This is a genomic window from Mycobacterium farcinogenes (assembly GCF_019739075.1).
In the GTDB taxonomy this organism is placed as follows: domain Bacteria; phylum Actinomycetota; class Actinomycetes; order Mycobacteriales; family Mycobacteriaceae; genus Mycobacterium; species Mycobacterium senegalense.
Genome location: NZ_CP081673.1, coordinates 6174339 through 6186845, shown reverse-complemented (window position 1 = coordinate 6186845; position 12507 = coordinate 6174339). Strand labels below are relative to the sequence as shown.

13 protein-coding genes are annotated in these 12507 nt (G+C 64.5%); 6 read left to right on the top strand and 7 right to left on the bottom strand.

The window, feature by feature from the left end:
* The first annotated feature begins 35 nt into the window (after positions 1–35).
* From K6L26_RS29590 to K6L26_RS29580, 3 genes are read left to right on the top strand one after another with little or no spacing between them, the layout of a single operon-like run.
* Positions 36–1370, top strand: a complete 1335-nt coding sequence (locus tag K6L26_RS29590) for a cytochrome P450 (RefSeq protein WP_435405354.1) — start codon at positions 36–38, stop codon at positions 1368–1370.
* Entirely contained in the window at positions 1370–1561 is a 192-nt protein-coding gene (locus K6L26_RS29585) for a ferredoxin (RefSeq protein ID WP_221852311.1), read from the top strand. The genes K6L26_RS29590 and K6L26_RS29585 overlap by 1 nt, the downstream gene beginning before the upstream one ends.
* A 17-nt stretch (positions 1562–1578) precedes the next feature.
* The gene (locus K6L26_RS29580; RefSeq protein ID WP_221852309.1) at positions 1579–2433 is read left to right on the top strand and encodes an SDR family NAD(P)-dependent oxidoreductase; all 855 of its coding nucleotides are present in this window, start codon (positions 1579–1581) and stop codon (positions 2431–2433) included.
* A 6-nt stretch (positions 2434–2439) separates the two neighbouring features.
* On the opposite strand, the gene K6L26_RS29575 is transcribed toward K6L26_RS29580, so the two are convergent.
* Positions 2440–2685: a hypothetical protein gene (locus K6L26_RS29575; protein WP_221852308.1), complete on the bottom strand. Its 246-nt coding sequence runs from the start codon at positions 2683–2685 to the stop codon at positions 2440–2442.
* Between the two features lie 93 nt (positions 2686–2778).
* On the opposite strand from K6L26_RS29575, the gene K6L26_RS29570 reads away from it, so the two are divergent.
* Positions 2779–3291, top strand: a complete 513-nt coding sequence (locus tag K6L26_RS29570) for a GNAT family N-acetyltransferase (protein ID WP_245008660.1) — start codon at positions 2779–2781, stop codon at positions 3289–3291.
* On the opposite strand, the gene K6L26_RS29565 is transcribed toward K6L26_RS29570, so the two are convergent.
* A complete protein-coding gene (locus tag K6L26_RS29565) occupies positions 3288–4166 on the bottom strand; it encodes a crotonase/enoyl-CoA hydratase family protein (protein ID WP_221852306.1) in 879 nt (292 codons plus the stop codon). The genes K6L26_RS29570 and K6L26_RS29565 overlap by 4 nt on opposite strands.
* An 85-nt stretch (positions 4167–4251) precedes the next feature.
* Between K6L26_RS29565 and K6L26_RS29560 the strand changes: the two genes are divergently transcribed.
* Positions 4252–5721, top strand: coding sequence for an amidase (locus K6L26_RS29560; RefSeq protein WP_221852305.1), 1470 nt, complete (start codon positions 4252–4254; stop codon positions 5719–5721).
* A 46-nt stretch (positions 5722–5767) separates the two neighbouring features.
* Here K6L26_RS29560 and K6L26_RS29555 read toward each other — a convergent pair whose 3' ends face one another.
* Entirely contained in the window at positions 5768–6100 is a 333-nt protein-coding gene (locus K6L26_RS29555; RefSeq protein WP_308214008.1) for an MmcQ/YjbR family DNA-binding protein, read from the bottom strand.
* A gap of 59 nt (positions 6101–6159) precedes the next feature.
* Entirely contained in the window at positions 6160–7506 is a 1347-nt protein-coding gene (locus tag K6L26_RS29550; RefSeq protein ID WP_085142849.1) for an MFS transporter, read from the bottom strand.
* A gap of 316 nt (positions 7507–7822) precedes the next feature.
* On the opposite strand from K6L26_RS29550, the gene K6L26_RS29545 reads away from it, so the two are divergent.
* On the top strand, positions 7823–8251 hold the full coding sequence (locus K6L26_RS29545; RefSeq protein ID WP_085142847.1) for an SRPBCC family protein: 429 nt from the start codon (positions 7823–7825) through the stop codon (positions 8249–8251).
* Here K6L26_RS29545 and K6L26_RS29540 read toward each other — a convergent pair.
* The 3 genes from K6L26_RS29540 to K6L26_RS29530 all read right to left on the bottom strand — a co-directional run bounded on the left by K6L26_RS29540 (position 8244) and on the right by K6L26_RS29530 (position 12421).
* The gene (locus K6L26_RS29540) at positions 8244–9188 is read right to left on the bottom strand and encodes an alpha/beta fold hydrolase (protein WP_036390391.1); all 945 of its coding nucleotides are present in this window, start codon (positions 9186–9188) and stop codon (positions 8244–8246) included. The genes K6L26_RS29545 and K6L26_RS29540 overlap by 8 nt on opposite strands.
* A 64-nt stretch (positions 9189–9252) precedes the next feature.
* Complete coding sequence (lysE, locus tag K6L26_RS29535) at positions 9253–9852, bottom strand: L-lysine exporter (RefSeq protein WP_085142846.1); 600 nt, start codon at positions 9850–9852, stop codon at positions 9253–9255.
* A gap of 739 nt (positions 9853–10591) precedes the next feature.
* A complete protein-coding gene (locus K6L26_RS29530; protein WP_081394998.1) occupies positions 10592–12421 on the bottom strand; it encodes an FAD-dependent oxidoreductase in 1830 nt (609 codons plus the stop codon).
* Between the last annotated feature and the right edge of the window lie 86 nt (positions 12422–12507).

Below are 12507 nucleotides of genomic sequence, written 5' to 3'. Positions count from 1 at the left end.
ATCCGGCTCACCGCCACTTTGTCGAGGAGCGCGCCGTGACGCTTAACGCCACGCATCAGACTGTTTCTGTCGATACGTCCCCGCTTGAGGGCGTCGACTTCTTCCACGACCCGACTCCGGTCGCGGACCCTTACCCGCTACTGGAGCGGATGCGGAACGCGAACCCCGTGCTGCGCGAGCCCACGAAGAACGTCGTGGTCGTCACCGGATACGACGAAGTGTTGGCGGTGGTCAGCGATCATGACTCGTTCTCGTCGTGCAACACCGTCACCGGTCCTACGCCCGGTTTTCCGGTGCCGCTGGAGGGACTCGACGAATCGGAGGTCCGCAGACTGATCGAGGCGCACCGCGACGAGTTACCGTTCAGCGACCAGCTCCCGTCGTTCGACCCGCCGGCGCACACCGCGCACCGTTCGCTGCTGAGCCGCCTGATCACTCCCAAGCGCTTGAAAGAAAACGAGGAGTTCATGTGGCGGCTCGCCGATCAGGTGCTGCAGCCTTATCTGGCCGATGGTGGCGGCGAGTTCCTCGGCGCCGTCGCCAATCCCTTTGCGCTGCTGGTCATTGCGGATCTTCTCGGTGTCCCCCAGGGGGATCGTCCTGAACTCACCGAACGGCTGATCGGGGACAACTCGCTGGGTAGTACCGCCGACGCCGTCATGACGCACAGTCCGCTGGAGTTCCTCTATGCCCGCTTCGGCGACTACATCGAGGACCGGCGCCGCAACCCCCGACGTGACGTGATGACCGAGATGGCGCAGGCCTCCTTTCCGGACGGATCGACCCCGGAGGTCATCGACGTGGTGCGGGTGGCGGCCAATCTGTTCTCGGCCGGTCAGGAGACCACGGTCCGACTGTTGTCTTCGGCGTTGAAGATCCTGGCCGAGGATGACCGACTCCAGCAACAGTTGCGGCGTAACCCCGACCAAGTGCCCAACTTCGTCGAGGAGGCACTGCGCTTCGAAAGCCCGATTCGAGGAGACTTCCGGCTCGCCCGTGCCACCACCACCGTCGGCGATGTCGAGATTCCCGCGGGCGCGGTGGTGATGGTGCATTACGGTGCGGCCAACCGTGACCCGCGCCAGTTCGACAATCCTGACGTCTTCGACCTCGACCGGCACAATGCCCGGCGCCACATCGCTTTCGGCCGTGGCATCCACAGCTGCGTCGGCGCGCCGCTGGCCCGCGCCGAGGCGAAAGTCGTCATCCAGAGACTGCTGGCGACCACCAGTGCCATCGAGATCGACGAATCCGAGCACGGAGCCGCCGACGCCCGGCGCTACGACTACGTGCCGACCTACATCCTGCGCGGTCTGACCGATCTGCATCTCAAGTTGACTCCGGCCACCGCACCCGAGGAGGAGCGGTGATGAGGGTCGTCGTCGACGACGACCTCTGCCGTGGCCACGGAGTGTGTGCGGCGCTGTGTCCGCAGGTGTTCACCCTGACCGACGGCGGTTACGCAGAGGCCTTCAGCACTGACCTTCCGTCAGAACTTCAAAGCACCGTCGCACAAGCAGTCGACGGTTGTCCCGAACGAGCCATCCGATTCACGGATTAGACAAAGGAAAGAGCACTATGGCAATCGATTTCGAACGTCGCGAGCGTTCCTCATTCGACCTGTCCGGCAAGGTGGTGGTCGTCGTGGGTGGCGGCCAGATGCCCGGACCCAAGATCGGCAACGGCCGGGCCACGGCCATCGTGGCGGCCCGCCACGGTGCCGAGGTGGTCGTCGCCGACCGTAACCTGGCCGCCGCGCAGGAGACGGTGGACATGATCGCCGCGGAGAACGGCAAGGCCTACGCCGTGCAGGCCGATGTGGCCGAAAAGGATGACTGTCAGCGCATTTTCGACACCGCCATGCAGCAAAGCGGTCACGTCGACGGGATGGTCTACAGCGTGGCGATCAACCCGCCGTTCGACCGAGTCAACAATGCGATGACCGTGGAGGACTTCAACCACGGCATCAACGTGAACATGTTGGGCTGCTACTACTGCAATCTCTTTGCCGCGCAATGCATGGAGAAGAACGAAGGTGGTTCGACCGGCAGCATCGTCAACTTCTCTTCGATCGCGAGCATCAAGAACGAGGTGGGTCTCAACATCGGGATCATGCCGTACGCCCTCGGTAAGTGCGGGTTGAACTACATCACCGAACTCACTGCGACCCAATACGCCGACGCGGGCATCCGCGCGAATACGTTGATGCTCGGCCCGATCGACTCCACATTGGGCAACACCGATTCCCAGTCGCTGTTCGGTTTCGAGCCCGAGGAGGTCGACGAGGCCTATCGGGAAGTGGTGATGCTGAAGATGGGTCGCGCCAGCGCATGGGAGACCGGCTATACGGCCCTGTTCCTGCTGGCCGACGAGTCCCGGTTCATGACCGGGCAGCAGATCCGACTCGACGGTGGGGCCACTTTGGTGCGGTAGCCGGTATCACTCCGAGTGCGCGGTCGGGCTCTGGGGGGATTCCGACTTGGCCTCCAAGGACCGCGTAACCGGTGTGCCGGCGGCCAGCTCACGCTGAGATGTGGCACCGTCGTCACCCTCGAAGGTGATCACGAAGCCCGATCCGGTGGATTCCTTGTGGACCACCTTGCAGGCCGGTTCGCCGCTACCGACGGTGATGATGTCGCCGGGGGCGACGTCGTCGATGCGGCTGTCAGCGATGGGTTCAGACATGCTTTATCGGTAGCCATTTCGTGCTGCCGTCAAACGGTGTGCCTTGTCTCTGGTAGCAGGAACGGCATCGGCGATCGTTGCCATACTGGCGAGGTGGATGCGTTGGCGACCATCACGCCGAAACCCGGCGTGACCATCACCCTCCGGCGCGCCTGTCGTGCCGACGTCGCCGAGCTCGTCGCGCTGATCACCTCAGACCCGGTTGCGCAGACCCGTGGCGATCTCCCGGACCAGGACATCGCGCCGTATCTGGACGCGTTCGACGCCATCGATGCCGACCCGAGCGAACTGCTGGTGACTGCTGACCGTAACGGAGCGGTCGTGGGCACTTTCCAGCTGAGCTTTCTACCTGGCCTCGCGCGCCGCGGGGCGACACGTGCGCAGATCGAAGCAGTCCGCGTCCGAGAAGATCATCGAGGGATGGGGATCGGGGAGGCCATGCTGCGCTGGGCGATAGCCGAAGCGCAGCATCGTGGCTGTGCACTCGTCCAATTGACCAGCGACCAGCGACGTGTCGATGCCCATCGCTTCTATGAACGTCTGGGCTTCGTCGCTACGCACGTCGGATACAAGCTCGAGCTCGACCCCGCGCAGCGACCACGCTAGCGCTCGCCGATCCACTCCTCATAGAACGGCGGCATCTCGGACGCCCGCGCGGTGAACTCCGGTGCGCGCTTGTCGAGGAAGGCCCGCACGCCGTCGTGGCCGTCGCCGATGCTGGTGTAGAACATCGCCAGCGAGTCGACGCGGTGGGCGTCGACCGGGTGCGGCTCGGCAGCATTCCGGTAGAGCATCTGCCGCATGAGCGCGACCGATACCGGTGAGCGGTCACGGGTCCACGCATCGGCCAGCGCCCGCGCCTCGCCGATCAGTGCGTCCGGTTCGTGGAGGGCCTGTGCCAGCCCGACTTCGCGGGCGGCGTCCGCGGTGAGGATGTCAGAGCGGTACACCAGGTCCAAAGCCGTTGGCATACCGACGATCCGAGGCAGGAACCAGGTGGAACAGGCTTCCGGGGTGATCCCCAGCTTTCCGAAGACCAGTCCGAAGCGGGCCTTCGTCGACATGAGCCGGGCGTCCATGGCCAGCGTCATCGTCGCGCCGATGCCGACCGCGGCCCCGTTGATGGCCGCGATGACGGGCTTGCGGCAGGCGTAAATGGCCAGCGTCACCCGGCCGCCGGTGTCGCGGACCCGGCGCAGCTCGGGGTCGTCGAGGTCGGCCATATCAGCCAGGCTCGGCGACTTCGACTCGTCGAGGCCGAACACATTGCCCTCGCTGGACAGGTCCATGCCGGCGCAGAACGCCCGGCCTTCGCCGGTCACGATGACGGCACGTACCGCGTCGTCATCGTTGACCGCCACGAAGGTGCGCTCCAGCTCGTCGGCCATCTCGACGGTGAAGGCATTGAGGTTGTCCGGGCGATCGAGGACGACGGTGAGGATCCCGTCGTCGAGTTCGTGCCGGATCGTCGTGAAGTCCACGGATGCTCCTCCTCGCGGGTTCGGTTGCTCCTCAGATACTGCCGGTAGGTCACCGCGAGACGTCGACGCGGTCTAGGTTCTTGGGATGGACTTCGACGAGTACCGGACACACGATGCCACCTCTTTGGCGAAACTGGTTGCTGACAAGCAGGTTTCGGCGGCGGAGCTGCTCGCTACCGCCCAGGAGCGGGCTGCGGCGGTCAACCCGAAGATCAACGCCATCGTCCGTGACGTCCCGGCGTCGCCGTCGGATGATCTGACCGGCCCGTTCGGCGGGGTCCCGTTCCTGATCAAGGACCTGGCGCAGGACTACGCGGGTCTACCGACCTCCGCCGGTTCCCGGGCGTTGAAGTCGTTGATCGCCCCCGAGCACGCCACCGTCGTCCAGCGCTGGATCGACGCGGGCCTGGTCATCTTCGGCAAAACCAACACGCCCGAGTTCGGGGCGAAGGGAATCACCGAGCCCGACGTCTGGGGGCCGACGCGCAACCCCTGGGATCTGACCCGGTCGCCGGGCGGCAGTTCGGGAGGATCGGCGGCAGCCGTTGCCGCGGGCATCGTGCCGTGCGCCGGCGCCAACGACGGTGGCGGATCGATCCGCATTCCGGCAGCGAGCTGTGGCCTGGTCGGGCTGAAACCGGGCCGCGGGCTGACACCGTCGGGTCCGGTGGTCGGCGAATCCATGCACGGCGCGGCCGTGCAAGGGGTGGTCTCGCGGACGGTGCGCGACACGGCGGCGATGCTCGACGTCCTCAGCGGCGGCGAGCCCTTTGGGCCGTACGTGCCGGGCCTGCCGGCCGAGTCGTTCGCGTCCTGCGTGGACGCCGACCCGGGGAAGCTGCGGATCGGGCTGCGGGTGCCGACGGCGATCAACCCGGCACCACACCGCGAGGCGTTCGCCGCCGTCGAGGCAACGGCGGCCGCGCTGACCGAGCTCGGCCACCATGTCGAGGAACTGCCCCAAGCACCGTTCGACGACGCCGCTCTGGCCCGCGACTTCCTGCTGACCTGGTTCGTCTACAGCGCATGGGAACTCGCCGAGGCCAAACGGCTGACCGGTGCGGGTGACGACGGTTTCGAACGTGACACCCTCATCATGGCGGCGATCGGACGCGCCACGAGCAGTGTCGACTATCTCGACGCAGTGCAGCGGCGCCAGGAGCACACGCGGCGGCTGAGTACGTTCTTCGAGTCCTACGACCTGCTGATGACGCCTTCCTTGGCGACCTTGCCGCCACGCATCGGCGAGTTCGATCTACCGGTCGCGTTGCAACATGGCGCGGATGTCCTGATCAAGACGCGCACGGCAAGCCTGTTGCGCTACACCAAGATCGTCGATGACATGGTGGACAAGAACCTCGGCTGGGTGCCCTACACGCAATTGGCGAATATCACTGGCCGCCCGGCGATCTCGCTACCGCTGCACTGGACGGCAGAGGGTCTCCCGCTCGGCGTCCAGTTCGTCGCCCCGCTGGCCGGTGAGGCATTGCTGCTCAAGCTGGCCGCCCAGCTCGAGCAGGCGATGCCCTGGGCCGATCGCTGCGCCCCGGTCTGAGTGGGTGCGCCAGCCGACCACTCGCGATACCGGCGGCAGTACCTGGCTACTCGGTCAGCCGGCTCGGTGCGGCCTGCCGCCAGGAGTCGAGCAGAATGTCGCAGAGCTCTCGCCGATCCTCCAGTTCGGCCAACCGGACCCGCACCCAGGCCGAGGCGGCCTCGTGTTGCGGGACCCAGAACTTGTGCGGTTCGGCGGCGATCAGTTCTTCACGGTCAAACCTGGGGCAGCGCACCGCAAATGAGGTCTCGTCGTCGGGCACGGTGACGAACATCTTGCCCGCCACGTCGAAGGTCGGGTGGCCCCAGCGTTCCTTCTCGGAGGTCTCCGGGAAAGAGAGTGCGATGCTGCGTACATCGTCAGCGTCGAACACGGGCACCGGACCTCCGATCGCGCATGGTTATCCGCTCCGGCAGCCTACCGGGCGATGCAGCGTCGTCAGTGCGAAGCTCTTTCTACCGGCTCGGGAAAGAAGACGTCGGTGACGTCGACGGACTTCTTCCGGACCAGCAGCACCGACGCGGCGGCGATCAGGCTGGCGGCGGCCAGCGCGTACAGACCCCACGTGACAGCGCCGGTGGCTTGTTTGATCAGGCCGAAACCGAACGGTGCGACGAATCCGCCCAGGTTGCCCAGGGAGTTGATGATCGCGATCGCCGGCGCCAAAACCATTGGGTGCATCGAGGATTGGGGGATGGACCAGAACAGGGGGCTGGCGCTCTTGAAGCCCATCGCCGCGATGCACAGGAACAACAGCGCCAGTAGTGGCGAGGTGATAGCCGCCAGGTAGGTGCCGACGGCAGCGGTGAGTAGGGCGAAAATCAGCAAGGGGCGACGTAGGTCAGGTCTGCTGTCGCCGAGGCGCGAGGACAGGTACATCGCGACGACAGCGCTGATCCACGGCAGGCTCGACAGCAGGCCGACGGTGATGTCGTTGAGGCCGTGGATGCGGCGCACGATCGAGGGCAGCCAGAACGTGTTGGCGTAGATCGACAGCTGGATGGCGAAGTAGATCCAGCAGAACAACAGCAGTTTGGGGTCCGCCAGCATCTTCCAGCGGTTGCCCCTGCCCTCGACGCCCGATGTCCTGGTCTTCTCGGCCTCCTCGACATCGATCGCCTCGATGAGGGCGTCCTGTTCGGCGCGGGTCAGCCACCTGGCGTCCCGGATTTTCGAGTTGAGCATGAAGTAGGCGACGACACCGACGAGTACCGACACCATGCCTTCGATCAGGAACAGCCACTGCCACCCACGCAGACCCGCCTGGCCGTGCAACGAGAGAAGGGGACCCGACAGCGGGCCAGAGATCGCGGCGGCGATCGAGGAGCCCGCGATGAACAGGGCCGTGGCCCGCCCGCGGTGGCTGTCGGGCAACCACTTGGCCATGTAGTAGATGACGGCAGGGAAGAAGCCGGCCTCGGCCATGCCGAGCAGGAATCGCAGAACGTAGAACATTTCCGCGCTCCGGACGAACATCATGGCGGCGGAGACCAAGCCCCAGCTGATCATGATGCGGGTCAGCCAGATTCGGGCGCCGAACTTCTCCATCAGAATGTTGCTCGGAAGTTCGAAAAGCGCGTAGGCGACGAAGAACACGCCTGCTCCGAAGCCATAAGCGGCAGCCCCGATACCGACGTCCGCCTCGAGATATTCCTGGGCATACCCGATGTTGGCGCGGTTGAGCTGATTGCAGATCAACATGATGATCAGCAGTGGGACGACGCGGCGGAAGAATTTCGACACCGCCGACTGCAGGTCGGCGGACGCGGGTTGCGTGATCGACACGTCCGCTCCTTCGGTCAGCCCACCGAGGCCCGGTGGTCGGGGATACAACGGCGAGTGACCCGCCTCACAATGAAATGTAAGGCAGGGAATTGATGCACGTCCAAGACCAATCAGGCATGAGTTGATCCAGCCTCGGCATCAGTTGGTTCCATGTGCCTGACCAGGCCCGAATCGGCGTCGTCATCTCCGCTGCAGATGACTTTGATCAAAAATGATCGTTGGACTTGATTGCAAGAGATTGGTCAGATTGGCCTATGACGTTCAGCGCGTCGTGAACGAGTTCCTGTGTAACCCAGTTGATTCGAAGGAGTATCGCATGCCCGTCGTCCGCTTCCAGATGACTTCAGCGCTTGATCCCGCCGCTGTCATGGGCGTGCTCACCGACTTCGGGCCTACGCGTCCGCAGCGGTGGCCGACGATCGACGCGGACCATTTCCGGGTGCACGCGCTCGGCGATAACTGGGCGGAAGTGACCGAGGGCACCGCGGCGGCATGGGAGCGGGCCCGCTACGACTGGGATGCCCAGCGTCGGCGCGTGACCGTGGCCACCCACGATTCAAAGGTATTCGGCCCGGGCGGCGGCTGGACCTTCCAACTGACCCCGGAGGCGGGCGGCACCCGCGTCGACGTCGAATTGATCCGCAACCCAACCGGACTCAAGCGCAAGCTGCTCGCCGCGCTGTTGCCCGTCGCGGCCCCGCGCGCGTTGAAGAAGTCCTTCGCGGGACCGCTGCGGGCTAAGTGATCGACCAGAACTCCAGCAGGGTGCGGATGGTGGCCACCAGGGGCAGTGGCTGATCCAGCATGGGGTGGTGGCCGGCCTCGGCAAGGTCGACGAACGGGCCGCGCAACTGCAGGATCGACCGGATCTGCTCGGCCATCCGGGGCGGAACCACGCCGTGCTCACAGTGCAAATAGCCGATCCGGCAAGGGATTCGGGCGAAAGCGTTCTCGAGGATCTCCTCGTCGTCGGGGGTTTCGTCCATCAATTGGCCGCCGAAGATGTCCGGGTCGAACTTCCACACCCACCCGTCGTCGGTCTTGCGCACCGATTGCACGGCGATGTGGTGACCGATGTAGGGCAGCGTCACCTCTTGTTTGGGTACCGCCCGGAATCGGGCCAGGATTTCCTCTTCGGTCGGGTATCCGGCGGTGTCCCGGCGGCGGTTACGCAGCCGGACTTCTTCTGGTGCGCGGTCCCGCAGCGGTGAATCGATGACCAGGATGCTGTCGATCTGCTCGCCGTAATGGGTGGCCGCGGACGCCCCGACCCAGCCGCCCATACTGTGTCCGATGATCGTGGGCCGCGCCGATGATCCGGACGCTGCTGCCGCGGCGAGAACTTCGCGCGCCCAGATCGACAGGGCGTACTCGGTGCGAATGCCGCTGTCGCCGTGGCCGCTCAGATCGGGTGCGAGGACTCGGTGGGTGCGGGCGAAGAAGGGGGCGATGTGGTCCCACCATCCCGAGTGCGCGCCGCCGCCATGGACGAACACCAGCGGGGGTTTGTCCGGGTCACCCCAGCTGCGCACATGAATCGGGCAGCCGTCGACGTCGATCGTGGAGTGCTCTGGGGTTTGTTCCAGGGCAGAGGTGAACCAAGCTGGAGCGTCCGCCATCGGATGCGGCGGCGGGGACGGTTCACGGCGGAACAGCGGACTCACCTGCTGATTCTGTCTCATGCCCGAAATCTGACCGACACTTGCCTGGCGAATCCCTGTTCGCGCGGTTGGCGCCGGCAGAGGCTCAGGACACCGCGAGGCTGACGCCGAGCGCCACCATCATCACCGCGATGACGCCGTCGAGGATGCGCCAGGTCATCGGGGTGGCGAACAGTCCGGCCAGTCGGCGCGCACCCAGACCGAGGCCGGTGAACCACAGCGCACTCGCGGCCACCGCGCCGGCGCCGAAGAGCCACCGCTGCTCCCGGTGTTCGTTGGCCAGTGAGCCGAGCAGCACCACGGTGTCCAGGTACACGTGCGGGTTGAGCCAGGTCAGGGCCAGGCAGGTGACCAGCACCTCGGCCAGCCGGGCCGGCGTGCGCTCGGACGGGTTGAGCGTCGAGGGTCGGAATGCGCGCCGCGCGGCCAGGACGCCATAGCCGATCAGAAAGGCCGCCCCGCCGAACTTCGCCACCGTCATCGCGTCGGGATGGGCGGTGATCACAGCGCCGACCCCGGCGATACCCGCGGCGATCAGAATCAGATCGGAGACCGTGCACAGCGCGATGACGGCGACGATGTGCTCCCCACGGATGCCCTGACGCAACACGAACGCGTTCTGCGCACCGATGGCGGCGATCAACGCCATGGTGGTGAGGAATCCGACGAGCACGGGTGAAGCCATGTCGTCGAGGCTATGGACGTGCAGTGATCAAGTACAGCTAATGATTCTTCATGTGGATTAGCTAGTCTCATGCAGTTCGCCAACGTGCGGAATCCTCGCCGTCTTGTTGTTGCTGCCGCCGTTATCGGTTGTCATTCTCGATGGCGCGTTGCCATTTGAAATGGCGCGACTTGGGCGTGCGCCTTCTGGATGGCAGTGGACATGGCGCCGTGGGGTGTTTGAAGGTGGTGGTGAGCGGCGCCGGCGTCAACGATCTCGGGTCAGGCGCCACGAACGCCGGCGCGTGGGATTGTGCGAGGGCAGGTCGGTAGCCGGCCGCGGCGGTCCATTTTCAACGGCGAGCTCTGCGATGGGAGGAGTGTCGCCGAACACCGCCGCGCGGATGGCGTTGAAGTCGCGGCGGCGCCAGGCATCGTAGAGCGCTGTGGCCGTAATGACCGGGATCGTCAGAGATACACGAACTCCGGTCTTGTGTAGGCCTGGTCGGTGCGGTCAGCAGAATAAGTTTTGATCTGATGGTTGATGATGAGCGAGACCCGGCTCATTTGGGAGCCTCACCATCGACATGAGCAGTATCGATCGTGATATTCGCGCGTACAACGAGCCTGACGAGCAGGGACGCCCAACCTCCGTCGTATCGCAGCATGTTCGACGTCCATCCGCTCCGCCAGTGCGCCCACAAGATGAGGTGACCAGCATTCAGTCCGTCGCTCTCGGCAGGTGGCGTCGAGTGTTCTCTTCAGGCTTGCGCGCGGAAGGCATCAGCGACGCGCTCGAAGGCTAGTTTGGGTTCCCAAGGGGGCGTCTGCCGAGAACGCGGATCTTCATCGGGAAAGGTCTTGACGAGCGAATAGCTCATCATATCGAGATCTTTGGCTCCTTCTCCGTATCGGTACAGCGGGAAGGAGAACACGTACACGAATGCAGCGTCGACGTCCTCGCTGGCGAACACCTCGAGTTGTTGAGTCACATATTCAGCCTGTTCGGATTCGCTGCGGACGGGCACCCTACCGCCGTCGAAGACGCCGCTGCCATCGTCGTTGACCCCTTTGAGGACCATGAACCCTCCACCGCCGAGCGGCGCGGCGCCTTCGTAGGCGCAGCAGCCAAACTCCATCACGGCCAGCGGCTTACCCTCATGCTTGAGCCGTCTGAGGCCGACCCTGTAGTCCTCGTCAGATTCGCCTTGACGGTAATAGTCCACCCCGACGACATCGAAAACACTCCAATCGACGTCCTCCCACGCGCCAGCCGAATAGGTAACGGGGCCCGTGAAGGAGACGCGCACTGTTTCGGCGAAAGACCGCAACGCTCTATTGAGTTCGATCGCCGTGGGCGCCAGTCTCTGCTTGCCCTGCTGTAGCGAGTTTTCGCTCGTCGGGTCGATCTGGCCGGCCATCCAGCCGATACGCTCCTGCACGTTTGATCCCGGATAGATGCCGTCCCCGAAGATCGAGAACTCACACGTGGTGACAAAAGTGATTCGGACACCTTCACGCCGCAGCTGCTCGGCTGCGATCGCCGCTTCGGCAACGTGGCGCCGCGTCTCCTCCACACCGGCATTCATCTTCCACGGATTGAAATAGACGGCGAGTCCGGCGCTGTGTGCGCATCGCGCTGCTGTGACCAAACGATCAATGTTCTCGCCCTCGATGCGAACTGCGTTGGCATGCAACTGTTCTGCGATCACCTGCATATCATGTGCGACCAGGGACGGATCAAACGGTTCTACCGAGAGTTCTTCGGGGGTGAATCGCAGACCTACGTCGTAAACGACACCGTAATCACGCATTTCAGCTATCCTCTCTAGGGTGTTTAGTCCAGCTAAGTGAAGTCTAGTGGCCGGGCAGCTCGCCCAAGCGCTACGACGGCGCCCGCGGCCTCTTAGCGGAAGGATTCGGCAGCTACAGGAGAAGAAGGCGCTGTCAGCAGATACGGATCCGAAGATACTCAGTGCATTGGTGGTTGCAGTACCGGATGGCCTGCAGACCCTGTGGATGTATGACAACAGCATCAACATGGCTGAGCACGTGGCGGGCGTCTTCGAGATCTTGGGTTTGCCGCCTAGCGGATCGGTACTTGTCATGACGACCGGCTTGGTACGTAATCCGGCAATATCAGAAATTACCGGCACCGCGCCGGTACCGATCACGACGTGGGCAGCGTGCACGACGGCGGTGTGTCCGCCGTCGGTGTCGACGGCGATGGTGTGGGCGTCGGTGAAGTGGGCGCGGCCGGTGAGAACCGTGACCGTGTTCAGGCCAGTGAGCATGGCGAGGTTCGCTGCGCGCATTCCGGTGGTCAGTTCCTTGGTCACCCGGGCTGCTTCGGTGTACTCATCAGGATGGCTTCCGTCTCCTGGGGGCAGCATCTCGCCTTGATGGACAAAGGATTTGGTCGGGACGCAGCCGATGTTGATGCAGGTGCCGCCGTACATGTCGGCGGACTGCTCGATCATCGCGACACGCCAGCCGCGGCGGCCAAGCGTCGCAGCAAGGGTTTTTCCGGCTTTTCCATATCCGATGACGGCGAGGTCGACGTCGAGGGTGTCGTGTTGCAGCGCAGACATGACAGATGTTCCTTTCCTGGAGGCACGCGTTGCTGGCCGCTGCCGGTGGCCGGCCCGGGTCGGGGCCGGCCACCGAGGGCGCGGCG

Excerpts from the sequence above, each read along its gene's own strand:
- K6L26_RS29580 (WP_221852309.1), top strand. The coding sequence starts at position 1,579 with ATGGCAATCGATTTCGAACGTCGCGAGCGTTCCTCATTCGACCTGTCC.
- K6L26_RS29530 (WP_081394998.1), bottom strand. The coding sequence starts at position 12,421 with ATGTCTGCGCTGCAACACGACACCCTCGACGTCGACCTCGCCGTCATC.
- lysE (WP_085142846.1), bottom strand. The coding sequence starts at position 9,852 with ATGGCTTCACCCGTGCTCGTCGGATTCCTCACCACCATGGCGTTGATC.
- K6L26_RS29585 (WP_221852311.1), top strand. The coding sequence starts at position 1,370 with ATGAGGGTCGTCGTCGACGACGACCTCTGCCGTGGCCACGGAGTGTGT.
- K6L26_RS29560 (WP_221852305.1), top strand. The coding sequence starts at position 4,252 with ATGGACTTCGACGAGTACCGGACACACGATGCCACCTCTTTGGCGAAA.
- K6L26_RS29545 (WP_085142847.1), top strand. The coding sequence starts at position 7,823 with ATGCCCGTCGTCCGCTTCCAGATGACTTCAGCGCTTGATCCCGCCGCT.
- K6L26_RS29575 (WP_221852308.1), bottom strand. The coding sequence starts at position 2,685 with ATGTCTGAACCCATCGCTGACAGCCGCATCGACGACGTCGCCCCCGGC.
- K6L26_RS29540 (WP_036390391.1), bottom strand. The coding sequence starts at position 9,188 with ATGAGACAGAATCAGCAGGTGAGTCCGCTGTTCCGCCGTGAACCGTCC.